At 70.4% G+C, this 23,462-nt stretch carries 19 protein-coding genes, 2 tRNA genes and 2 pseudogenes; 14 read left to right on the forward strand and 9 right to left on the reverse strand.

The annotated features are described in order from the left end of the window. Window positions 1-323 precede the first annotated feature (323 nt). From ABEA33_RS12490 to ABEA33_RS12500, 3 genes are all read left to right on the forward strand, one after another. Window positions 324-707, forward strand: a complete 384-nt coding sequence (locus ABEA33_RS12490) for a hypothetical protein (protein ID WP_345527108.1) — start codon at window positions 324-326, stop codon at window positions 705-707. A 168-nt stretch (window positions 708-875) separates the two neighbouring features. Further along, the gene (locus ABEA33_RS12495; protein WP_345527109.1) at window positions 876-2,216 is read left to right on the forward strand and encodes a hypothetical protein; all 1,341 of its coding nucleotides are present in this window, start codon (window positions 876-878) and stop codon (window positions 2,214-2,216) included. Window positions 2,217-2,438: 222 nt separating this feature from the next. Continuing rightward, a complete protein-coding gene (locus ABEA33_RS12500) occupies window positions 2,439-2,588 on the forward strand; it encodes a hypothetical protein (RefSeq protein WP_345527110.1) in 150 nt (49 codons plus the stop codon). Window positions 2,589-2,652: 64 nt separating this feature from the next. Here the strand turns inward: ABEA33_RS12500 and ABEA33_RS12505 are convergent, their stop codons facing one another. The 3 genes from ABEA33_RS12505 to ABEA33_RS12515 all read right to left on the reverse strand — a co-directional run bounded on the left by ABEA33_RS12505 (window position 2,653) and on the right by ABEA33_RS12515 (window position 5,189). Beyond that, complete coding sequence (locus tag ABEA33_RS12505) at window positions 2,653-4,317, reverse strand: SIR2 family protein (RefSeq protein ID WP_345527111.1); 1,665 nt, start codon at window positions 4,315-4,317, stop codon at window positions 2,653-2,655. Between the two features lie 485 nt (window positions 4,318-4,802). Then, a tRNA-Phe gene (locus tag ABEA33_RS12510) sits at window positions 4,803-4,876 on the reverse strand. Between the two features lie 55 nt (window positions 4,877-4,931). Further along, window positions 4,932-5,189, reverse strand: a complete 258-nt coding sequence (locus ABEA33_RS12515; RefSeq protein WP_345527112.1) for a hypothetical protein — start codon at window positions 5,187-5,189, stop codon at window positions 4,932-4,934. A gap of 119 nt (window positions 5,190-5,308) precedes the next feature. On the opposite strand from ABEA33_RS12515, the gene ABEA33_RS12520 reads away from it, so the two are divergent. From ABEA33_RS12520 to ABEA33_RS12570, 11 genes are all read left to right on the forward strand, one after another. Beyond that, window positions 5,309-6,697, forward strand: a complete 1,389-nt coding sequence (locus ABEA33_RS12520; protein WP_345527113.1) for a serine hydrolase domain-containing protein — start codon at window positions 5,309-5,311, stop codon at window positions 6,695-6,697. A gap of 35 nt (window positions 6,698-6,732) precedes the next feature. Next, a complete protein-coding gene (locus ABEA33_RS12525; protein ID WP_345527114.1) occupies window positions 6,733-8,289 on the forward strand; it encodes an ABC transporter substrate-binding protein in 1,557 nt (518 codons plus the stop codon). A 3-nt stretch (window positions 8,290-8,292) separates the two neighbouring features. After that, the gene (locus ABEA33_RS12530) at window positions 8,293-9,294 is read left to right on the forward strand and encodes an ABC transporter permease (RefSeq protein WP_345527115.1); all 1,002 of its coding nucleotides are present in this window, start codon (window positions 8,293-8,295) and stop codon (window positions 9,292-9,294) included. A 4-nt stretch (window positions 9,295-9,298) separates the two neighbouring features. Then, entirely contained in the window at window positions 9,299-11,215 is a 1,917-nt protein-coding gene (locus ABEA33_RS12535; RefSeq protein ID WP_345527116.1) for a dipeptide/oligopeptide/nickel ABC transporter permease/ATP-binding protein, read from the forward strand. Beyond that, window positions 11,212-11,952 carry an ABC transporter ATP-binding protein gene (locus tag ABEA33_RS12540; protein WP_345527117.1) on the forward strand — a complete coding sequence of 247 codons (741 nt, stop codon included), beginning with the start codon at window positions 11,212-11,214 and terminating at the stop codon, window positions 11,950-11,952. The genes ABEA33_RS12535 and ABEA33_RS12540 overlap by 4 nt, the downstream gene beginning before the upstream one ends. Continuing rightward, window positions 11,949-15,230, forward strand: a complete 3,282-nt coding sequence (locus tag ABEA33_RS12545; RefSeq protein ID WP_345527118.1) for a serine hydrolase — start codon at window positions 11,949-11,951, stop codon at window positions 15,228-15,230. Before ABEA33_RS12540 ends, ABEA33_RS12545 begins: the two co-directional genes overlap by 4 nt. Beyond that, window positions 15,230-16,354, forward strand: coding sequence for a M20 family metallopeptidase (locus tag ABEA33_RS12550; protein ID WP_345527119.1), 1,125 nt, complete (start codon window positions 15,230-15,232; stop codon window positions 16,352-16,354). Before ABEA33_RS12545 ends, ABEA33_RS12550 begins: the two co-directional genes overlap by 1 nt. A 32-nt stretch (window positions 16,355-16,386) precedes the next feature. Further along, window positions 16,387-17,265 carry a GNAT family N-acetyltransferase gene (locus tag ABEA33_RS12555; protein ID WP_345527120.1) on the forward strand — a complete coding sequence of 293 codons (879 nt, stop codon included), beginning with the start codon at window positions 16,387-16,389 and terminating at the stop codon, window positions 17,263-17,265. Next, the gene (gene menC, locus ABEA33_RS12560) at window positions 17,262-18,368 is read left to right on the forward strand and encodes an o-succinylbenzoate synthase (protein WP_345527121.1); all 1,107 of its coding nucleotides are present in this window, start codon (window positions 17,262-17,264) and stop codon (window positions 18,366-18,368) included. Before ABEA33_RS12555 ends, menC begins: the two co-directional genes overlap by 4 nt. A gap of 23 nt (window positions 18,369-18,391) precedes the next feature. After that, window positions 18,392-20,026, forward strand: coding sequence for a PucR family transcriptional regulator (locus ABEA33_RS12565; protein WP_345527122.1), 1,635 nt, complete (start codon window positions 18,392-18,394; stop codon window positions 20,024-20,026). Between the two features lie 50 nt (window positions 20,027-20,076). Beyond that, window positions 20,077-20,149, forward strand: a tRNA-Glu gene (locus ABEA33_RS12570). A 231-nt stretch (window positions 20,150-20,380) separates the two neighbouring features. Here the strand turns inward: ABEA33_RS12570 and ABEA33_RS27460 are convergent. The 6 genes and pseudogenes from ABEA33_RS27460 to ABEA33_RS12590 form a co-directional block, all read right to left on the reverse strand. After that, window positions 20,381-20,611: pseudogene (locus tag ABEA33_RS27460) on the reverse strand (tyrosine-type recombinase/integrase); the annotation flags it as partial. Beyond that, window positions 20,592-21,071, reverse strand: coding sequence for a hypothetical protein (locus tag ABEA33_RS12575; RefSeq protein WP_345527123.1), 480 nt, complete (start codon window positions 21,069-21,071; stop codon window positions 20,592-20,594). The pseudogene ABEA33_RS27460 and the gene ABEA33_RS12575, both read right to left, overlap by 20 nt. A 28-nt stretch (window positions 21,072-21,099) precedes the next feature. After that, window positions 21,100-21,210: pseudogene (locus tag ABEA33_RS27465) on the reverse strand (tyrosine-type recombinase/integrase); the annotation flags it as partial. Next, on the reverse strand, window positions 21,207-21,353 hold the full coding sequence (locus ABEA33_RS12580; protein WP_345527124.1) for a hypothetical protein: 147 nt from the start codon (window positions 21,351-21,353) through the stop codon (window positions 21,207-21,209). The gene ABEA33_RS12580 and the pseudogene ABEA33_RS27465, both read right to left, overlap by 4 nt. After that, window positions 21,350-21,688: a hypothetical protein gene (locus ABEA33_RS12585; RefSeq protein WP_345527125.1), complete on the reverse strand. Its 339-nt coding sequence runs from the start codon at window positions 21,686-21,688 to the stop codon at window positions 21,350-21,352. The genes ABEA33_RS12580 and ABEA33_RS12585 overlap by 4 nt, the downstream gene beginning before the upstream one ends. Window positions 21,689-22,037: 349 nt before the next feature. Next, window positions 22,038-23,276, reverse strand: a complete 1,239-nt coding sequence (locus ABEA33_RS12590; protein ID WP_345527127.1) for an acyl-CoA dehydrogenase family protein — start codon at window positions 23,274-23,276, stop codon at window positions 22,038-22,040. Window positions 23,277-23,462 lie beyond the last annotated feature (186 nt).

The raw sequence follows: 23,462 nt of genomic DNA on the forward strand, positions 1-23,462 counted from the left end.
TCTACCGACACCTCACAGCCACCACACCAGTTGACAACCTATAGAAGCGTCTCGGCGCTAGCGCGCCTCGCACCTCGACCACCGACCCCCGGTGGTCTAGCTTGTCGAGACCCCCGCCACCCACCGCCCCGCCTCGGGTGCGGTGGCCTCGACGACGGTCGCTGCTCGACCACCGGAAGGACGGGAGGGCGCGTCGGCGCGAGACCGCCGTACCCGTGTTGTCAGCCTGTCGGTGGCCGATCCGAGCGGACCCGCAGGTCGCGCTCACCGAGCTGCCGCCGAAGCTCTTGACGCCGAGGGGTCGATGCGGGGAACGTCCCTCCATGGAGCGCGTGCCTCACGAGAACGTCGCCACCGTGCTGGTCGACCCGGCGGTGCTGCGTGAGCTCGAGGTGCACCTGATGACCCTCGATCTGAGACTGTGGCCGATCGCCACCGCGCCCATCTGTGCCGACGGTCCGCGCCGGGCCTTCCAGGTCCGCTACCGGATGCTGATGGCGCGCAGGGGCGAGTGGGACGACGCGGCCGCCTGGACGCCGGCGTGGATCTCCTTCGGCGACAGCTGGTACGACGGCGACGAGCCGCTCCCGTGGGTCGCGCACCGGACGCTCTACCGCACGCTCGAGCAGTACGCCGAGCAGGTCCGCTACCGACCCGGCCTCGGTGGCGTCCCACGCCTCGCCGTACCCCGCGAGCGGAGTGCGTAGCGCCGGTCACGCCGGGTGTTGCCAGGTCAGGAGGCGGCTGGCGGGCCCTGCTAGCGTCTAGTCGGCTCGGGGCGGCTCGCCACGACCACGGCCGCAATGGCCAGATCTAGCCCAGGGGGAAGCCGACGGTGTCACTGCGGTCTCGAGCACTGAAGAGGATCGTCTGAGGTGCCCTCTCCTCCCTCGTCGGATGGCTGGACCTTCGCGCACGGCATCGGCGGCGCCAAGGACCTCCCGATCTCGCCGGAGCTGGCGATCGCCGGAGCGACCGCGGCCCTCGTCGTCTCGTTCACCGTCCTCGCGGTCGCGTGGCGTACCCCGAGGTACGACGCTGCGAAGTCCGGCCGACCCGCGCCCGCCTGGTTTGTCGGGATCGTCGACGCCCTCTGGTGGCGGGTCCTGTGGCGGACCCTCGGGTTCGCGCTGTTCGCGTACGTCGCGACTGCGGCCGTCCTCGGCGAGGACCTGGTCAGCAATCCCGTCTTCGGGGTGTTCTACGTGTGGTGGTGGGTGGGGCTGGTCCCGCTCTCCCTGCTGTTCGGCCCCGTGTGGAAGGCGATCAGCCCGGTCCGCACCATCAACGCGGCGTTCGCGAAGATCTCGGGCAGCGACCCCGATCGCGGCGTGTTCACCTACCCCGAGCGGCTCGGCCACTGGCCGGCCGCCGTCGGACTCTTCGCCTTCGTCTGGCTCGAGCTGGTCTACCCCTACTCGACCGAGCTCGGCCCGGTGCGGTTGTGGGCAGCGGCGTACGTCGCGGTGATGCTGGTCGGCGGCGCGCTCTTCGGCAACGTCTTCTACGAGCGGGCCGACCCGTTCGAGGTCTACTCGACGCTGGTGTCGCGGATGTCGGCGTGGGGCCGTCGCGACGGGGTGCTGCTCATCCGGAGCCCGCTGGCCAACCTGGACTCCACGCCCGCCCTTCCCGGCCTGGTGGCCGTGGTCGCGGTGCTCTTCGGCAGCACGGCCTTCGACTCGTTCAAGGACTCCACGCGCTGGGTGCAGTTCATCCAGGGCAGCGACATCTCCATCTACCTGCTCAACAACCTGGCGCTGCTGGCCTTCTGCGTCGGGGTCGGTGCGATCTTCGCGGCCGGCACCATGCTCACCGGGCTCGGCGACGACCTGCAGCGCAAGCACCTGCCGGACCTGTTCGCTCACTCGGTCGTGCCGATCGTCGTCGGCTACGTCTTCGCGCACTACCTCAGCTACCTCGTCGAGGTCGGCCAGCTGACGCTGGTCCAGCTCAGCGACCCGTTCAGCAACGGCAGCAACCTGCTGGGCACCGGCAACCTCGAGGTGAGCTACTGGCTGAGCTACCACCCCACCTTGCTGGCGAACATCAAGGTGATCGCCGTCGTCGCCGGTCACGTGCTCGGCGTGATCGCGGCCCACGACCGGGCGATCCGGATCCTGCCGCAGCGCCACCAGCTCACCGGTCAGCTCCCGCTGCTCGCCGCCATGATCGCCTTCACCGTCGGCGGGCTGTACCTGCTCTTCGCTGCCTGAGCCCGTTCAAGCGCAGGCGTCGTGGGTCGGCCGCGCGCTGCGCTCGCACACTGAGAAGCACGTGGCAGCCGATCTCCGTGGATCCGCGGGGACGACGGAATGAGTCATAGGGCCGAGCTGTTCTCCCACCGCCGATATGGGCGATTCGCGACACGGTGTCCGGGATGAGGGACCACACTTGACCGTGCCGTACGGTGGACGTACTGAAATGAGGAGTTGACGATGGCCAACCAGTCGACGGTCAAGGTCGGGCCGGTTCCCGCCGATCGCAAGACTGCAGTTGGCAAGTCGAACCCGATCGGCTCGGACTCAGGTGTGAAGACGTGGGTCGTGGGCGGCAAGATCCACGGCATCACGATCAAGAAGTCCTGACCGCTGGGTCGCGAACGGCCCGGGCAGCGTGGCCGCCGCCGAGTGGCCGCGTGCTCCGCTGACTTCAGTCGCTGAGTTCGTTGATGAACTTGCTGGCGAGCTCTTCGATGGAGTTCAGCAACGCGTCGAGTTGTGGCGCATCCATCCGCGCAATCGGTGAGACCTGCGACCCAGGGATGGACGAGTCGCTGACGTCGACGGCCCCGGTGGTGTCGAGCGAGATGGCGCCCACCATCAGTCGGTCGAGTGCTTGTCCGTTGACCTGTGACTCGGATTCTGCTCCGTTGATGATGAGCGGCACTGCGATGAATCCACGCCACGCACCAGGTTCGGTCTGATTTCGCAGGGTGTGTGTGCCTCCGAACAACGCTTTGCCGACGTTGTAGGGGGTGCCTGCCCACACGTGCGCCACGCGATTCCCGTTCCAGGGGAGCCAATGGACGTAGGTTGAGGAAGCAATGAGACCCAGCGTGATTCTGCGCGCCGACGGTCGCGGGATATGACGCAACCACAGATACGCTGAGAACTGCTCTTCCTCCTCGCTCATCACTTGGTCGGCTACGAGTTCACGGGTGTCGTTGATGAGTTCGACGGGGCCGCCCGGCGCGTGGAGACCCTCGCTGAGGTACTTGCTGTAGCGCAGGGCACGGTCCTCATCGACGCGGCCGGTCGCCTGATCGACATGCAGACCTTCGTACAGTCCCTCGAGCGCTCGCTGAAGGCGCAGTCCGTAGACCAGAGAGTCCGGCGCACTGTGGGTGTACCTGTCCGGTTCAGCGGCCGCCAGGGCCATCTCGCTGATCACCTGCGTCGGTTGCGCGTGGGTCTTGAGCAGGATCGGTCTGACGCCCAGTCTTTCGTCCAGGTAGCGCGCCTGGGTGACCGCGTACTCGGCGGCTGGTCGCGACCGTCCTTCTTCTCCGAGGTGCGGAGTGAAGAGAGCGAAGGCATCCCCGTTGGCCGCTCCGTCCTCGGCACTTGCCCGCTTGAAGAGCGGGCCCAGGAGGTTCGGATCGGTCATGCTGAGCCCGACGAACAGCGTCACGTCCTGGCTGATGAGCTGACTGACGACTCCCTGCACGTCCTGTCCGTGAGCCAAGAAGTCGGACTCGGTCAACAGCAGCGGCTCGAGAGGTGGATCGCCCTGTCGCACCATCCCGTGCAGATGCAGGATGCTGACCGCCTGTGCTTCAGGGTCGAGGCTCCACCACTCATCGACGTTGTCGAGGGAGAAGGACCGAGCGGTGCCTATGCCGTGCATCGCATTGATCGCCTGCTCGAGGAGATTGTCGAAGTTCGTGGTGACGATCCGGACGTGCGGTCCGTAGGCGAGGGACATCCTGACGATCGCGTCGACGAGAAGCCCCGGTTGCTGCGTTCTTCCGTCGGTGTACAAGGCGTCGCGGACGATGTCGCCGACCGAGAGGTTGCCGTTGTAGCCGCGCATGATCTGCACCGCGGTCTCCGCCTGCCGGAACAGGTTCGATGACTCGAGCCCCCGGATCAGCTCTTGGGTCGGCTCGCTGACGATGCGCGAGATCATGTTGTCGACTAGTCGAGCCCATGAGGGCAGCCCGGACCCCATCGAGGCGCCGGCGCCGACGATAATATTGAGGGGTCGTTCGCCCTCGCGCACGATCGTGATCAGGTCCTTGAGAATGGGTTGGCGCTTCAGTGAAAGCGAATGGTTGTTAACGAGGACGCCAGCGTTGATAACCCGGCTGCTCAAAGTCACTCCATCCGTCTGCTGTCCGCACTTTGCAGCGCGTTGTCTGGCGCCAGTCGGCTCGCGTTAGCGAAGGCTAGTCGAACAGCGAGCCCGCGTGACCGGGTTATAGGAATCTGCGGCGGGGAGATCGCCCGGATATCACGCGTCCACCGGTAATGCGGCAGGCAGTCCTACTTTTGTGAGGGTGTCCGTCGCCGCGCAAAGTCGAAACAACGTCAACGATCTCGTGTGCCGTCGGCAGCGGCACGAGCTGAGGCTATTGCCGGTGGTCACGTCCTGCGTACCGAAACCGCGCGGACCGCGGCAGCGGGAGATCAGGGACTGACGCCGACGCGCCACTGCGCCGAGAGCCTGTCGGGAACGAGTCGGTCCAGAGAGGCGAAATGGCGGGCAGCAAGGGCAACTGCAACGAGTCCCCCTGCACAAAGACCCCCGCTGATGCTTCAGCGGGGGTCTCGCTGCAGGTCAGCGACCTACGGTGCCTGTGGCCAGGGGCGGGGTCGAACCGCCGACCTTCCACTTTTCAGGCGGACGCTCGTACCAACTGAGCTACCTGGCCAAGCGACGGAAACCATACAGGAGCGGACGGGGGTGGGCGAAAACCGGACCAGCCTTCAGGCGGCGGGGTCGATCACGACGTCGCGGACGCCGATCAGGCGGTTGATCTTCGCGGCGACCCGCTCGACCTGCCAGGCGTCGCCGCGCACGCCGATCTCCACGAGTGCGTCGGCTTCGGGACCCACGACGTACTCGAACCGGTCGATGCTGAACGGTCCGAGGATCGAGGTGATCCGGGTGAGCATCGCGTTCCCGTCCACGGCGCGCGCCCGTACGCGCGTCGACGAGACGTCGGCGGCAGGGAGAGCGGGCACGTCTCGCAGGCTAGTGTCGCGCGCGTGCATGCCGGTTCGTCGACTTCGACGGGAGAGGCCGGGCAACCTCGTCGGATCGGACGAACACCCCGGGAGATCCGGCTCTTAGCGTGTGCCGCATGAGCAACCTCGAAGACGTCCAGGCCTGGATCGCCGATCGGATGCCGGCGCTTCTCGAGAAGTACGACGTCCCGGCCGCGGCCTGGGCCGTCCTCGCCGGTGGTGAGGTCGTCGACGGCGCCGCGGGGGTCCTCAACCGGGCCACCGGAGTGGAGGCGACCCCCGACTCGGTCTTCCAGATCGGCTCGATCACCAAGCTCTGGACGAGCACGCTCGTCATGCAGCTGGTCGACGAGGGCATGCTCGACCTCGACGTCCCGGTGCGCACCTACCTGCCGGAGTTCACGATCGGCGACGAAGCGTCGGCCGCGGTGATCACCGCCCGCCAGCTCCTCACCCACACCGCGGGCTTCGAGGGCGACATCTTCACCGACACCGGGGTCGGTGACGACTGCGTCGAGAAGTACCTCGGCGTGCTGCACGAGGTACCCCAGCTGTTCCCGGTGGGCGAGCGCTTCTCGTACAACAACGCCGGCTTCTGCGTGCTCGGCCGGCTGGTCGAGGTGCTCCGCGAGAAGACGTACGACGCCTGCCTGCGCGAGCACCTGTTCGCCCCGCTCGGCCTCACGCACGCGGCGACGAACCCCTACGAGGCGATCATGTTCCGCGCCGCGCTGGGCCACATCGAGCTCGAGCCGGGCGCCGGCTACCGGCCTGCGCCGTACTGGACCTTCGCGCGCTCGAACGCTCCGGCTGGTTCGATGCTCTCGATGCGCCCCCGCGACCTGCTGAAGTTCGCGGCCATGCACATGCACGACGGCAAGGCCGAGGACGGCACGCAGGTGCTCGCGCCCGGCACCGCGGCGCGCATGCACGCCAAGGAGGTCGAGCTCCCCGACCTCGGCCTGATGGGGACGTCCTGGGGCCTGGGCTTCGAGCGGTTCGACACCCCCGACGGCGCGATCATCGGCCACGACGGCAGCACGATCGGCCAGAACGCCTTCCTGCGGATCGTCCCGGAGGCCGGCGTCGCGGTCGCGCTGCTCACCAACGGCGGCGACATCATCTCGCTCTACGAGGAGGTGTACGGCCACGTCTTCGACGAGCTCACCGACACCCACCTGCCGACGCTTCCGGTGCCGCCCGCCGACCCTCCGGCGGTCGACGCGAGCCGGTACGCCGGCACCTACTCCACCGAGGTCGGCGACATGATCGTCAGTCAGGACGACGAGGGCCGGGTCTGGATCGAGATGATCCCGAAGGGCATGTTCGAGGAGCTCGGCGAGAAGCCGGAGCGCAAGGAGCTCGTCTACTACAGCGAGGACAGCCTGATCCCGCTCGAGCCCGACCACGGCATGCACATGCCGCACGCCTTCGTCGGTGACGACGGTGACGGTCGCGCCCTCTACCTGCACGTCGGTCGCGCCATCCGGCGCGCCGGAGCCTGAGCACCGCCATGACCACCGCGACGACAGGAACCTCCATGAAGCTAGCCGTCACTGCCATCAGCCTCGGCGTGACCGCCGCCCTTCTCGCCGGGTGCGGCGGGAGCGATGGTGGCTCCACGTCCGGAGACAACGGCAGCAGCGACTACGTCGACGGCGCCACGTTCACGATGGCGCTCAAGGGCGACCCCGGCAAGCTCGACCCGCAGTCCTCCGCCAGCAGCCAGCTGTTCACGATGAACCAGCTCGGCTACGACAACCTGGTCGCGATCAACGCCGACACCGGTGCGATCGAGTCCCAGCTCGCCAGCGACTGGAAGGTCGACGGCAAGACCGTCACGCTGACCCTCAACGAAGGCATCACCTGCTCCGACGGCAGCGACTTCACGGCGACGACCGCCGCCGACAACATCGCCTACGTCGGGGACCCGAAGAACAAGAGCGCCTACCTCGGCACCTTCCTGCCGGCGGGCGCGACCGCGAAGGCGGACGACGCCGCGGGCACCGTCACGATCACGCTGGCCCAGCCCGCGCCGTTCGTGCTCAACGGCCTCGCCAGCCTGCCGATGGTCTGCGACGCCGGGATGAAGGACCGCAAGTCCCTGGCCGCCGGGACGGCCGGCACCGGCCCGTACGTGCTGACCGAGGCGGCACCGGGCGACCACTACACGTACGAGGTCCGCGACGGCTACACGTGGGGCCCCGACGGCGCCACGACCGCCGAGAAGGGCATGCCCGAGACGGTCGTCATGAAGATCATCGAGAACGAGGGCACCGCCGCCAACCTGCTGGCCGCCGGCGACGTCAACGCCGCCCAGGTCATCGGCCCCGACGCCAAGCGCCTCGAGGCCCAGAACCTGTTCTCCTACGGGACGCCCGCGCTGCAGGGCGAGCAGTGGTACAACCACAACGACGGGCACGCGACGAGCGACCCGGCGGTGCGGATGGCTCTCACCCAGGCGCTCGACCTCGCCGAGCTCGCGTCGGTGTCCACCGCCGACGCGGGTACGCCGGCCACCACCCTGGCCGCGATCCAGCCGGTCGCCTGCCCGGGTGACTCGGTCTCCGGCGCGCTCCCGGCGCAGGACGTGGACGCGGCCAAGACCGCGCTCGCCGGCAAGCCGGAGCTGACCTTCCTCTACTCCAGCGCTGCCGGCAGTGCCGTCGCGGCCGCCGCCGAGCTCGCCGTCCAGCAGTGGGAGGCAGCGGGCGTCAAGGTGACCGCGAAGGGCGTGGACGAGACCGCTCTGCAGGGAGCCATCTTCGGCACCGGCGACTGGGACATCGCCTGGGTCCCGCTCAACGTCAACAGCCCCGATCAGCTGGTCCCGTTCCTGTCCGGCGCCGGCCTGGCCGACGGCGGCACCAACTTCTCGGGGATCGACAACAAGAACTACACCGACGGCGTGGCCGCGGCGAGCGCCCAGCCCGGCACCGACGGCTGCGACGCCTGGCTCGACGCCGAGTCGTCGCTCGTCTCCGCGGCCGACATCGTGCCCTTCGCCAACAACGTGGTGAAGACGTTCGGCAACGGCGCCGAGTTCGAGACCCCGGGCCAGCTCGTGCCGACCAGCATCCGAATGCTGGCGAAGTAGTCCATGGCACTGGCGAACTCGGCGATCGCCGCCACCCCGCGCGTCGGGAGGCTCGGCTCCCACGCGTGGCTCCGGTTCGGCGTACGCCGAACCGGGCGCCTACTGGTCTCGCTGTGGGTGCTCGTCACGGCGTCGTTCCTGATGCTCCACCTGATCCCCGGCGACCCGGTGCGCGCGGCCCTCGGCCCGACGGCACCGGCCGCCCTGGTCGCGGCCAAGCGTGACGAGATGGGTCTTGACGACCCGATCCTGGCGCAGTACTGGCACTACCTGCAGGGCCTCTTCACCGGCGACCTCGGCACCTCGATGATCTCGCAGCTCCCGGTCTCGGAGGTGATCTCGCAGCGGCTGCCCGCCACGTTGACGCTGGCCCTGCTTGCCTTTGTGTTCGCGGTCGCGGTCGCGGTGCCGTTGGGAGTCACGATGGGCGTGCTCACCCGTCGCGGCCACGGCCGGCGCACCGAGCTGGCGTTCACCACCAGCAGCGTCGTGCTCGGGATCATCCCCGACTTCGTCATCGGAGTCGTCCTGGTCTACGTGTTCGGAGTCAGCCTGGGCTGGCTCCCGGTCGCCGGCAACGACACCCCCTCGGCGTACGTCCTGCCAGTGCTGTCGCTGGCGATCGGGCCGGCCGCGATCCTGTCGCGGATCATCCGGGTCGAGATGGTCAGCGTGCTCGACGCCGACTTCGTCCGTACGGCGCGCGCCAAGCGGCTGCCGCGGCGGACGATCTATCTCGGCCACGCCCTGCCCAACGCACTGACCGCGTCGCTCACCCTCGGTGGTCTGATCCTCAGCGCGATGGTCGCCGGGACGGTGCTGGTCGAGAACGTCTTCGCCTGGCCCGGGCTCGGCAGCACCATCGTGTCGTCCATCCTCAACAAGGACTACCAGGTCGTGCAGGCCATCGTGCTCGTGTACGGCGTCGGCGTGCTGCTCGTCAACACCCTGGTCGACGTCGCGCTCGCGCTGCTCGACCCGCGCTCGATGATCCGGGAGGACTGAGGACGTGTCGCGCCTCAAGAGCGTCATCCGTACGCCGGTCGGCCTCACCGCCACGGTCCTGACGGTCGGTGTCCTGCTGCTCGCCGTCGTCGCGCCGATCCTCTGGAGCGACGACGCGGACGCCGTCGACACCGGCAACATCCTGGCCGGGCCGTCCGCCGACCACTGGGCCGGCACCGACAACCTGGGTCGCGACATCTTCTTCCGGACCCTGGTCGCGACCCGGCTCTCCGTCGAGCTGGCACTGGCCGCCACCGCTATCGCCGTGGTCGTGGGGCTCCTGCTCGGCACCGCGTCCTTCGTGCTCGGCCGACGCAGCGGGCGGATCGTCAACGCCGGCGTCAACATCGCGGTCGCGTTCCCCGGCCTGCTGCTCGCTCTCTTCTTCGCGGTCGTCTTCGGCGTCGGCGCCACCGGTGCGGTCCTCGCGATCGGACTCGCCGGGGCACCGGCGTTCGGTCGACTCACCCGGACCCTCGTCGCGTCGGTGTCGTCGCGGGACTTCGTCGACGCCGCCCGCGTCGCGGGCGTCGGCCGGGTGCGGATCCTCTTCCGCCACGTGCTCCCCAACATCTCCGAGCCGCTGGTCGTCAACGCCACCATCGGGGCGGGCGGCGCGCTGCTGTCCTTCGCCGGCCTGTCGTTCCTCGGCCTCGGCGTGCAGCAGCCGTCGTACGACTGGGGTCGGCTGCTCTTCGACGGCATCGGCTCGATCTACGTCAACCCGGCCGCCGCGCTCGCACCCGGCGTCGCCGTGGTCGTCGCGGGACTCGCGTTCAACCTGTTCGGCGAGTCCGTCGCCAAGGTCCTCGGCGTCGGTGTCGTCGCAGGGATCGAACTGCCGCCGTCCGTGCCTGCGATGGAGGCGCCCCCTCCGATCGACGACAGCCACCACGACGCCGACGACGTGGTGCTCGACGTCCGCGACCTCGAGGTCACCTTCCCCGGCCCCGCCGGTCCGATCCGTCCGGTCCGCGGCGTCACCTTCGCCGTACGCCGCGGCGAGGCGGTCGGCGTCGTGGGGGAGTCGGGCTCCGGCAAGTCGCTGACCGCCCTCGCCGTCAGCCGGCTGGTCGGCGATCCAGGACGGGTCGACGCGAGCCGGCTCGAGCTGCTCGGCCACGACCTCCGCGCGGCCGACAGCAAGCTCCTGCGCAAGCTGCTCGGCACCTCGCTGGCGATGGTCTTCCAGGACCCGATGACATCGTTCAACCCGACGAAGCGGATGGGCGGCCAGCTCGCTGAGGTCGCCCGCCACCACCAGGGTCTGGACCGCCGGTCCGCGCTGGCCCGGGCGGTCGACCGGATGCGCGCGGTCCGGATCGCCGACCCGGAGCACCGGGCGCACCAGTACCCGCACGAGTTCTCGGGCGGGATGCGGCAGCGCGCGATGATCGGGATGGGCCTGATGGGCACGCCCGCGCTGATCGTTGCCGACGAGCCGACCACCGCCCTCGACGTGACGGTGCAGCAGCAGGTGCTCGACCTGCTCGCCTCGATCCGCGCCGCCGACGACGTCGCGCTGGTGCTGATCAGCCACGACGTCGCCGTCGTCGGCCAGGTCTGCGACCGGGTGCTCGTCATGTACGCCGGCAAGATCGTCGAGGACCTCCCCGCCGCCGACCTGGCCGCCACCGCCCGGCACCCCTACACCCGGGCACTCGTCGCCGCGGTGCCGGACATGGACACCGATCTCGACCAGCCGCTCGCGGTGATCCCGGGCCGGCCGGTCGACCCCGCCGACGTGCCGCCCGGGTGCGCATACGCCGCCCGGTGCCCGCTGGTGACCGACCGCTGTCGCGCGCAGGAGCCGCCACTGGAGGCCGACGCTGGCGGACGCCGGGTGGCCTGCTGGCACGCGGGCGAGCCGGTGGACATCGAGATCGAGGACCGCCAGATGGTGGAGGTAGAGACGCCGTGAACGAGCTGCGCTTCGAGGACGTCACCGTCCGCTACGGCCAGACCGTCGCCGTCGACGGCGTCAGCCTCACCGTGCCCGGGGGCCAGGTCGTCGGCCTCGTGGGGGAGTCCGGCTCCGGCAAGTCCACCCTGGCCCGGGCGGCGGTCGGCCTCGCGCCGTACGCCGGCCGGATCCTGCTGGGAGACCAACCGGTGCCGACACGCGGTCGGCGCCGGCCGCTGCAGATGGTGTTCCAAGACCCCTACTCCTCGCTCGACCCCCGGATGAGCATCGGCGAGAGCATCGCGGAGGCGATGCCGCGCGGGACCTCTCGCGCGCAGGGACGGGCCGAGGTCGAGCGGTTGCTGGAGCTCGTGCACCTCGACCCGACGCGCGCGTCCGCACGGCCCGCGGAGCTCTCCGGCGGCCAGCGCCAGCGGGTCGCGCTGGCCCGCGCCCTCGCCGGCCGGCCGGAGGTCGTCATCGCCGACGAGATCACCTCGGCCCTCGACGTCTCGATCCAGGGCGCCGTGCTCAACCTGGTGCGGGAGCTCCAGGCCGAGCTCGGCCTCTCGATGCTGTTCATCTCCCACAACCTCGCCGTCGTGCGGTACGTCGCGACGCACGTCGCCGTCATGCGCGACGGCCGGATCGTCGAGCAGGGCCCCACCGCGCAGGTGCTGGCCGCGCCCGAACACGACTACACCCGCGAGCTGCTCGCCGCCGTACCCGGATCGACCACCAGGAGCCTCCGATGACCCGCCGCACCACCATCGACGACCTCACCTCTCTCGCGGTGCCGTCGCAGCCTGCGCTGTCGCCCGACGGCACCCGCGTCGTCTACGTGCTGCGCACCCTCGACGCCGACGAGGACCGCAACGTCGACCAGCTCTGGACCGTCCCTGTCGCCGGCGGCGCCGCGCGCCGTCTCACCACGGGCAGCAGCGACATCGCGCCGGTCTGGTCGCCGGACGGCTCGCGGCTCGCCTTCCTCCGTGACGGTCAGGTGCACGTGCTCCGGACCGACGGTGGCGAGCCGGAGAAGGTCACCGACCTGCCGCTGGGCGCCGGTGCGCCGGTGTGGAGCCCGGAGGGCGACCGCATCGCCTTCACGTCCCCTGTGAACCCCGGCGACCCCACCGACGGCAGCGGCCCGCTCGCCACGTCGGGCGTCGACTACCAGGCCGACGGCGCCGGCATGTTCGGTGCGGTCCGCAACCAGCTGCACCTGGTCGACCTCGAGTCCGGTGCATGCCGGCAGCTCACAGACGGCGACCACGCCGGCCAGCCCGCCTGGTCGCCCGACGGCAGCACTCTCGCCTTCGCCCGCAAGCTCGGCGCGGACAGTGACCTCACCCTCCGCACGGCCGTGCACCTCCTCGACGTCACCGACCCCAAGGCCGAGCCGCGCGTCGTCGCGTTCGAGGACGGCATCGCCGGCACCGTCTCGTACGCCGCCGACGGCCAGAGCCTGCTCGTCGTCGGGCACCCGAGCCTGAGCCTCGGGCACGCCCACCTGGTGAGCGTCCCGCTCGACGGCGGCGCGCCCGTCGACCTCACCCGCCACCTCGACCGCAACGTGATGCCCGGCGGCCCGGCGTACCCCGGCGCCCGTCCGGTCGAGACCACCGACGGCCGGATTCTCTTCGCGATCCGCGACCGCGGTTGCTCGCACCTCTGGGACGAGCAGGGCCCGATCCTCGCCGGGGACGGCCGCGTCGTCTCCGGTCTCTCGGTCGCCGGCAGCATGGCCGTCGTCGCCCTGGCGACCCCGACGTCGTACGGCGAGATCGTGGCGCTCGACCTCGCGTCCGGAGCCGAGACGGTGCTGACCGACCACGGCCTCGCTGATGTCGAGCTGTTCGTCCGCGAGGAGCGCACCTTCACGATCACCGACGGCACCGAGGTCCAGGCCTGGCTGGTCCGCGACCCCGAGCTCCAGGGTCCGCTGCCGCTCCTGCTCGACGTGCACGGCGGGCCGCACAACGCCTGGAACGCCGCCGCTGACGAGATGCACTTCTACCACCAGGAGCTGGCCGCGAAGGGCTGGGCGGTGCTGCTGGTCAACCCGCGCGGCAGCGACGGCTACGGCGAGGCGTTCTACGACGGGGTCCACGGTGCATGGGGTGTCGCGGACCACCTCGACTTCCTCGAGCCGATCGACACCCTGGTGGCCGAGGGGCTCGCCGACCCCGAGCGGCTCGCGGTCACCGGCTACAGCTACGGCGGGTTCATGACCGCCTGGCTGACCGCCCACGACGACCGGTTCAAGGCGGCCGTCGCCGGCGGGATCGTGAGCGACCTGGTCAGCGAGTACGGCTCCAGCGACGACGGCGCGCTGATGGGCCGCTACGAGCTGGGCGGCGCGCCCTGGGACGACCCCGAGGCCTACGCCGCGATGTCTCCGATCACGCGTGTCGGCTACGTGGCGACGCCGACCCTGGTGCTGCACGGCAAGGACGACCTCACCTGCCCGGTCGGCCAGGCCCAGCAGTGGCACACCTCGCTGCGCGACTGCGGCGTACCCACCGAGCTGGTGCTCTACCCGGGCGCCTCCCATGTCTTCATCCTGCTCGGCCCGCCCTCGCAGCGGCTCGACTACGCCCGTCGGGTCGTCGACTGGGTCGAGCGGTACGCCGTGCGCGGCGGACGCCCGCGCCTCGACCTCGCCCACTGGCAGCGTCGCCTCGAGGTGCTCGCCGAGAAGCACCACGTGCCTGGTGCACAGCTCGGCATCCTCGACGGGGACGACCTCGCCGAGGCGGCGTACGGCGTCCTCAACAAGCGCACCGGCCAGCCGGCGACCACCGACTCGGTCTTCCAGATCGGCTCGATCAGCAAGGTGTGGACGGCGACCGTCGTCATGCAGCTGGTCGACGAGGGGAAGATCGCGCTCGACACCCCGGTGATCGAGGTCGTCCCCGAGCTGCAGCTCTCCGACCCCGACGTCACCAAGCAGGTGACGATCTGGCACCTGTTGACGCACACCAGCGGCATCGACGGCGACGTGTTCACCGACACCGGACGCGGCGACGACGCCCTGGAGAAGTACACCGAGCTGCTCGTCGATGTCGCGCAGAACCACCCACTCGGCGCCACCTGGTCCTACTGCAACTCAGGCTGGTCGCTGCTCGGCCGGGTGATCGAGAAGCTCACCGACCAGACCTGGGACCAGGCGATGAAGGAGCGGCTGTTCACGCCGCTCGGCCTCGGCCACACCGTCACCCTGGCCGAGGAGGCGATCCTCTTCGCCGCCGCCGTCGGGCACGTCGATGCCGACGGTGAGCAGATCCCCACGTCGGTCTGGGACCTGCCTCGCTCGGTGGGTCCCGCCGGACTGATCAAGTCGACGGTCCGCGACGTGCTCGGCTTCGCGAAGATGCACCTCTCCGGCGGACGCGCGCCCGACGGCACGCAGGTGCTCTCGCCGGAGTCGACCGAGGCGATGACCCGCCACGAGGCCGACCTGCCGGACAAGTTCATCCTCGGTGACTCCTGGGGGCTCGGCTGGATCCGGTTCGGCTGGGACGGCGAGCGCCTGATCGGTCACGACGGCAACACCCTCGGTCAGGCGGGGTTCCTGCGGCTGCTCCCCGGCTCGGCCGGTCATGGGGGAGTCGCGGTCGCGCTGCTCGCCAACGGCGGCAACACGCGTGACCTCTACGAGGACCTCTACCGAGAGATCTTCCGCGAGGTCGCCGGCGTGGAGATGTCGACGCCGTTCGCACCGCCGGCCACGCCGGTCGACGTCGACGTCGCGCCGTACGTCGGCACCTACGCGCGCTCCTCGGTGCGCATGGAGGTGCTCGCGCCGGAGGGCGACGCCGGCCCCCGGCTGCGCACCACGGTCCTCGGGCCGCTGGCCGAGGTGGTGCCGGACCCGGTCGACGAGTACCCGATGGTGCCGGTCGGCCCCGCGCTCTTCGCGGTCCGGCCTCCGGGCGCGGACACCTGGGCGCCGGTGACCTTCTACGAGCTGCCGACCGGGGAGCGCTACGTGCACTTCGGTGTGCGCGCGACGCCGCGGGTTGACTGATGGACCTCGAGGCAATGCTCGACGACGTCCGCGAGCTGGTCGAGTGCGAGTCGCCCTCCGGCGACCTCGCGGCCGTCGCCCGGTCGGCCGAGGTGGTCGCCCGCGTCGGCGCGCGCCGGCTCGGCGTCGAGCCCGAGCGGATCGTGCTCGACGGGCGCACTCACCTGCGCTGGCGGCTCGGCAGCGAGCCGTCGCGGATGCTCGTGCTCGGCCACCACGACACGGTCTGGCCCCTGGGCTCGCTGGCGACGCACCCCTGCACGGTCGAGGACGGCGTGCTGCGCGGACCGGGCAGCTTCGACATGAAGGTCGGGCTGGTGATGGCCTTCCACGCGCTCGCCGGAGTGGACGGTGTCACCCTGCTCGTCACCGGCGACGAGGAGCTCGGCTCGCCGAGCTCGCGAAGCCTGATCGAGGACGAGGCTCGGGCTGCGGAGGCCGCGCTGGTCCTGGAGGCCTCCGCCGACGGCGGCGCCCTCAAGACCGAGCGCAAGGGCGTCTCCCTGTACGACGTCCGCGCGGTCGGCCGCGCCGCGCACGCGGGCCTCGAGCCCGAGGCCGGTGTCAACGCCACCGTCGAGCTCGCCCACCAGGCCATCGCGGTCGTCGCGCTCGGACGACCCGGGGTCGGCACGACGGTCACGCCGACGGCGAGCCGCGCCGGCACCACCACCAACACCGTCCCGGCCGCGGGGTCGTTCTCCGTCGACGTACGGGTGCGGACCATCGAGGAGCAGGACCGGGTGGACGCGGCGATGCGCGCGCTCTGTCCTGTCCTGCCGGGCGCCGTGCTCGAGGTCACCGGTGGGCCGAACCGGCCGCCGCTCGAGGCGTCGGCCTCGGCCGCGCTGTTCGATCGAGCGAGCACCCTCGCCGTACGCCTCGGCCTGCCGGCTCCGACGTCGGCCTCCGTCGGGGGCGCCTCGGACGGCAACTTCACCGCAGGGGTCGGCACTCCGACGCTCGACGGCCTCGGTGCCGTAGGCGGCGGGGCGCACGCCGACGATGAGCACGTGCTCGTGGACGAGCTGCCCGATCGGACCGCGCTGCTCACCGCCCTGGTCGCCGACCTGCTGGCGCAGCCGACGAACTCGGTCCTCACGGCTGGTGCCGCACGACCATGACGAGCCCGGAGGAGCGCAGCAGCATGGGAAGCGTGACGAGACTGACGAGCGTCGGCGCGGTCGACCAGGACCTGGACGAGGCCGTCCAGGCGGCCGACGCGGCGGCGCTGGCGGCGGGCGTGTCGGTGCGCGAGGTCTCGGAGCTCGACGACCTGGCGGCCGTGGTCGGCCTGTACGCGAGCATCTGGGGCCGCGACGCCAACCCGCCGATGACGCTGGAGCTCCTGCGTGCGTTCACCAAGGCCGGCAACTACGTCGGCGGCGCGTTCGAGGGTGGCCGCCTGGTCGGCGCGTGCGTGGGCTTCTTCCACGCCCCCGCGGACGACGCGTTGCACAGCCACATCGCCGGAGTGTCGGGCGACGTGCTCGGGCGCCACGTCGGCTTCGCGCTCAAGCTGCACCAGCGTGCCTGGGCGATGCTGCGCGGTGTCTCGGAGATCGCCTGGACCTTCGACCCGCTGGTGAGCCGCAACGCCTGGTTCAACCTGGTCAAGCTCGCGGCCCGGCCGGCCGAGTACCTGCCGAACTTCTACGGCGCGATGCTCGACACGATCAACGGCGACGACGACTCCGACCGGCTGCTCGTGCGGTGGAGCCTGCGCGACCCGGCCGTCGTCGCCGCGTGCGCCGGGAGGACCACTCCGGCGCTGCTCGCCGAGGAGCTCTCGGCGGGGGCCGTCGTCGCCCTCGGCATCGGGGCCGACGGCGGCCCCGAGCCGGGCCCGCTGGACGGGGCGACCAGCCTGGTCGCCGTACCTCCGGACATCGGTGCGCTGCGCGCCGCCGACCCGGCGCTCGCCCAGAAGTGGCGGCTCGCGGTGCGCGAGGCGTTGTTCGCCCTGCTCGCGGACGATGCCCGGATCGCCGGCTTCGACCGCAGTGGCTGGTACGTCGTGAGGAGAGACGCGTGAAGCTGACCGGAGTCGAGCTGCGGCGGGTCAGCATGCCGCTGGTCTCGCCCTTCCGGACGTCGTTCGGGACCCAGACCGCCCGCGAGCTGATGCTGCTGCGCGTGGTCACGGACGAAGGCGAGGGCTGGGGGGAGTGCGTCGCGATGGCGGACCCGCTCTACTCCTCGGAGTACAACGACGCCGCTGCCGACGTGCTGCAGCGCTTCCTGGTACCCGCGCTCGCGGCCTCCGGACCGCTGGAGGCGCATCGGGTGGCGACGGTGCTGGCGCCGTTCAAGGGGCACCGGATGGCCAAGGCCGCACTGGAGATGGGCGTCCTCGACGCCGAGCTGCGGGCGCAGGGCCGCTCCTTCGGCAGCGCACTCGGAGCCGTGCACGAGCGGGTCCCCTGCGGGGTCTCGGTCGGGATCATGGACAGCGTCCCCGCCCTTGTCGACGCCGTCGGCGGCTACCTCGACGAGGGCTACGTCCGGATCAAGCTCAAGATCGAGCCGGGCTGGGACGTCGAGCCGGTCCGTGCGGTCCGTGAGCAGTACGGCGACGACGTGCTCCTCCAGGTCGACGCCAACACGGCGTACACGCTCGCCGACGCCCGCCACCTGGCGAAGCTCGACCCCTTCGACCTGCTGCTGATCGAGCAGCCGCTCGACGAGGAGGACGTGCTCGGCCACGCCGACCTCGCGAAGCAGATCCGGACGCCGGTCTGCCTCGACGAGTCGATCGTGTCCGCGCAGTCAGCGGCGGCGGCGATCCGGCTCGGTGCGGCGGCGATCGTCAACATCAAGCCGGGCCGGGTCGGCGGCTACCTCGAGGCCCGGAGGATCCACGACGTCTGTGTCGCGAACGGCGTGCCGGTGTGGTGCGGCGGGATGCTCGAGACCGGCCTCGGCCGGGCGGCCAACGTCGCCCTCGCCGCACTCCCGGGCTTCACGCTGCCCGGCGACACGTCGGGGTCGGGTCGCTACTACCACCGCGACCTCACGGCGCCGTTCGTCCTCGACGACGGCCACCTCGGCGTACCGACCGGGCCGGGGCTCGGCGTCACCCCGCTGGAGGACGCCCTCGCCGAGGTGACAACGGCGACCGAGTGGCTGACCGTCTGAGCAGCCGTAGGCTGGCGGTCGCCATGACCCCGGTCCCGACCGCACGCCCGCGCGCCAGCCTCGGCCGCGTCTTGGACGACCTCGGGGCCACCCTGCTCGATCTCGTGCACGGCGACGCCGAGAGCACCGAGGAGATCGGCGGCGTCGTCATCCACGACCCGGTGGACGCCCCGGCCCTGCCGCCCCACGCGCTGGTGCTCGGTGTCGGGGTCGAGGATCCGGAGCAGGTCGTCGCTCTCCTCGGGGTGCTCGGCGCCGGAGGAGCCGCCGGCCTGGTGGTCCGCGGCCCGGTCCAGGCGACACCGGAGGTCCGCGTCGCGGCCGACGCCGCCGGCGTCGCGCTGCTCGGGCTCAGCCGCGGCGCGCCCTGGGCGCACCTCGCGGCGATGCTGCGCTCGCTGCTCGCGGAGGGCGACGTCCGCGTCGCCGACGAGGAGACCCTCGGCGGGCTGCCGTCGGGTGACCTGTTCGCCGTCGCCAACGCGATCGCCTCGCTGCTCGACGCCCCCATCACCATCGAGGACCGCAGCTCGCGCGTGCTCGCCTTCTCCGGCCGCCAGGACGAGGCGGACCCGTCCCGGGTCGAGACGATCCTCGGTCGCCAGGTGCCCGAGCGCTACTCCCGGATCCTCAACGAGCGTGGGGTCTTCGGCGAGCTCTACCGCACCGACCAGCCCGTCTTCATCGAGCCCGCCGGCGACCAGGGCAGTGCCTTCTCGATGCCCCGGGTCGCGATCGCCGTGCGCGCCGGTGACGAGGTGATCGGCTCCATCTGGGCGGCCGTCCCCAGCCCTCTCAGTGCCGAGCGCAGCGAGTCGCTGGTCGACGCCGCCAAGCTCGTCGCCCTGCACCTGCTGCGGGTCCGTGCCGGTGCCGACGTACGCCGGCGGGTCCGTGCCGACCTCGTCAGCTCGGCCATCGAGGGCGGGACCGGCGCGCGAGAGGCGCTCGAGCGACTCGGTCTGGTCGACACGTCGCTCGTGGTCTTCGGGGTCACGCTCGCGGGTCCGCTGTCGTCTGCGGACGCCTCCATGACCCATGAGCTGCAGCGGCTCGCCGATGCCTTCGCGCTGCACCTCAACGCCGTCAACCCCCGATCGGCGGCCGCGCTCCTCGGTGGTGTCGTCTACGGCCTCGCCGCGGCGAGCGGCTCCGCTGACGAGAGCGAGCAGCGCGCTGTCCAGCTCGCCACGGACTTCCTCGAACGGATCGGTGACCGGTCGCAGGCCGTGGTCGCGGTGGGCGGCGCCGCGAGGACCGTGCCGGAGATCGTCGAGGCGCGGACGGCGACCGACCGCATCCTGCGCGTCATGCGGGAGCGCCCGGTCGACAAGCAGGTGGTCCGGCTGACCGACGTCCAGACCGACGCACTGGTCCTCGAGCTGCGCGACCTGGCGGCGGCCCGCAGCGAGCGGCCGACCGGGCCCCTCGGCCGGCTGATGCAGTACGACCGCGAACACTCCGCCCACCTGGTCGACACCCTGCAGGCCTGGCTCGACGCGTTCGGCGACGTCGCCCTGGCGTCGGAGCGGCTGTACGTGCACCCCAACACGTTCCGCTACCGACTCCGGCGGGTCGCGGAGGTGGGCCAGGTCGACCTGCGCGACCCCCGGCAGCGCTTCGCCGTGATGCTCCAGCTCGCCGTGTTGGGTGACTGACTCGAATTCGTGCCGGAACCGGCCGACCTCTATGCTTCTGCGTGCGTCCGGCCCCCATCGTCTAGCGGCCCAGGACCCCGCCCTTTCACGGCGGTAGCACGGGTTCGAATCCCGTTGGGGGTGCAACGGCACAATCGTGTCCTGACCTGCGGAAACGCCTGGCGGACCTTCAGCGGCTTCGGTGGCCCCAGATGGCTGGGGCAACACTGGGGCAACAAGACGGACAGCCGCGCGCCGCTGCTGGGCCACTGTTCGGGCTGCGTCCATGGCATCGCCGACCTCGTCGAGGCGGTCGTCGAACAGGTGACCGTAGGTGTCCAGGGTCATCGTCGCGGAGGCGTGGCCGAGCATCTGCTGGACGACCTTCACGTCCGCGCCGCTGGCGATGGCGAGACTGGCGGCGGTGTGGCGGAGCTGGTATGGGTGCAGGCCCGGGATGCCGATGGCCCGAGCAGCCGCACCGAACTGTTTGCGGAACGTGCTCACCCGCGGCGGCTCTCCGCTCCTGAGTGTGCAGAAGACGAGCTCGTCGGGAGCCTTGTGCGCGACGTGACGCTCAAGCTCATCAACCAGGAAGGCTGGGATCGGGACCTCGCGGCGTTGGTGGGTCTTGGGCGTTCCCCAGACCCAGGCCGTGACCCTGGACCGAGGTCACTGACTCGGTGATGCCGGCGCGTCGTCGGGGCTGGTCGAGTCGCCGGACACGCAAGGCCGCCAGTTCGCCGAACCTGACGCCCGTGTAGGCGAGGAACAGCACGGCAAGGCGCGAGGTCTCATTCGAGCGGGTGTCGTAGGCGGCGTGCTTGCTCGGCTCGGCTGGAAAACCGGTGGCATGGGCGAGGTCATCGACCTGGTCATGGGTCAGGTACAGATGCTCGTGCTTGGCGACCCGCGGCAGGTTGACGCCGTCGGCGACGTTGCGAGCGAGTCGCCCGTCGTTGACGGCCATGTCCAGGATCAGACCGAGGACGCGGTGGATCTTCTGGACGGTGGCGGGTGAGTCCTCCTTCGCCCAGCGCGGTGATCCAGGCTTGTACGTCGGCATGGGAGACGTTTGCGAGCTTGACGCTGCCCCATCTCGGGTGGACGTGCGTGCGCAGGATGCCGGCGTACCGCTCGTAGGTGGTCGGCTTGAGATGCGCCTGCCCCGGAAGCCAGCGGTCGGCCCAGTCGCCGATGGTCACTTTGGCCAGCGCCGGCCGTCGTGGACCAGGATCATGAAGCCCCGGAAGTTCAAGGACTCGTTGCCGCTGTAGGTCTCGTAGGTGCCGGTGGTGGTGACGTGGGTGTAGGGCGGCACGTGCCATTCGGGTTCGGACGTCGTCACGATGCGTGCTCCACCCGCTCGGTGGTCAGCGCATTGGCGTGGGCTACGAGCAGCTCGACCCTCGGATTGGGTGGGGTGGGTGCGCCGAGGTTCTCCTCGGTGAAGACGCCGGTCCGGTCGGTCTTCCCCCACCGCCAGGCCCGGGCGTCGGGCTCGTCGATGCCGCGCAGGACCACGAAGAAGCGGTGGCCGTCGTCGTGCCAGAACTCGATCTGGGTCGGGGCGTCCGGGTCGGTCCAGGCATGCACCTCGAGGACACCGCCGCAGAAGGGCAGCTCCCACTGGATCTCCACCGGCTCCGCCTGGTGGTTACTGATCACGAGTCGGGTGGCCATGAGAGGAGACCGCCGCTTTGGTGCGACACTCCCCCTGCCCAGTGATCACGCCCGGCGCAGCGGCAGTGACGGCGTGGCATGCAGGCGGCGGCAACGAGCAACTGGGCAGAACCCTTTGAGCTGCGTCCACCTCATGCGAAGCTTGCCGAAGCCCCAACGGCAGCCCTCGGGGCGGGCGGCGTTGTGGTCGTGACCGACGCCGTCATCAGTCCGACTCGGCAGGGCACGAGCTCAGCCTCGCAACGGGTTCCAGCGCTCGGCCAGACCGCGACTACGCAGGAGATCATCGCGGCGATGGAGGGACGCCACGGCGTGACGGAACCGCGGCGACGCACGCCATGAACGCTCCTCAGAAGTAGGCGTTGCCCGGGAAGGATGCGCCGTTGACGTGATGGTCCCCAACCGCGGACGCCTTGAGGAACGTCGGATTGTGGGTCGATGCGACCCGAGCGTTGCGCCAGTGACGGTCGAGGTTGTGGACCCTCTGCGTCGCCGAGGCGCCGCCGACGTCGAAGAGCTTGGCGGCGGTGGCGTACGAGAACCGGTCGATCGCGATCTTGGCCTGCGCAGCGGCGAGCTGGGCGGCTTCGGACGCTGTCGGGTCGGGGGTGCCGTCGACGACCGAGTCGAAGGCCATCTGGATGGTGTCTGCGGCCGCCAGGACGATGGCCTCCGCCGCGAAGGCATCCGCCGAGATTTCGCCCACGACCTGGAGCACCTGTCGGTCGTCCGTGGCCGAGCCGCTCGCGGCGTGGCTGAAGTTGCGGGCACGCCGCTGTACGAGTGACACAGCGTCGTTCCGCACGCTGCGCAAGATGCCCGCAGTAACCGCCTGCAGGTAGAGCTGTAGGAAAGCGCCCATGTAGCCGGTCGGCTGATCGTCGGGGTCACCCAGGTCGAAGAACTCCTCGTCGTAGACCGCGACATCGTCCAGCCGTGTGGTGCCGGTGCCTGTGAGTCGCTGGCCGAATCCGTCCCAGTCGTCCTCGACGGTGACGCCGTCGCGGTCGATCGGCACGACTGCGCCGGCGATGCTGTGGTCGCCGGAGGATGCCCAGATCTGGGTGTGGTCGCAGTACATGGTCCCGGTCGAGTAGAACTTCACCCCGTTGAGCCGGTATCCGCCATCGGGGTGGGGGGTGATCGTCGTGTCGAAGTGCAGGCCGACTGCGTGCTTGCTCTGCTCGCTGAAGCCGTTGCCGACCAGCTGGTCGGCGGTGATGACGGCCAAGCCGCGGGCCCGGGCCGCCGGGTCGACGGCTACGAGCTGCTGCTCGACGAACCAGAAGTGCGTGCGCAGGATGTGCGCGACGTTGGAGTCTGCCTCCGCCAGCGCGATCAGCGTCGCGAAGAACTCGCGAAGGGTGGCTCCGCCGCCCCCCTCGGAAACCGGGACTCGTAGCCGCCCCAGTCCTGCTCGCTTCGCCCACGCGATCTGCTCGTACGGCGCGACGCGGTCCCGGTCGCGAAGATCTGCGTCGATGGCGATGCGGTCGAGGAGAATTCGTAACTCGGGCGACCCTGGCCTCACCGGGGTGTCGGTCGTCGGGGCATGGCTCGTCGAGTGGTCCTCGGTCTGGGTGCTCATGGATGCTCCTGCGTAGCAGTGAAGAGATGCGCCGTCGCGCAACTCGGCTATGTCTAGTAACAATATCCAGTTTGAGCGACGTCCCAAACCGCCCCGTGCTCTGACCTGCCGAGCGGGGGCTCGGCGAAACCGTGCAGCATTTGTGACGCGCATCCCTTGCCAGACCAGTCTAAGTCCATAAAGTCA

Source organism: Nocardioides endophyticus, assembly GCF_039543845.1.
Lineage (GTDB): Bacteria > Actinomycetota > Actinomycetes > Propionibacteriales > Nocardioidaceae > Nocardioides > Nocardioides endophyticus.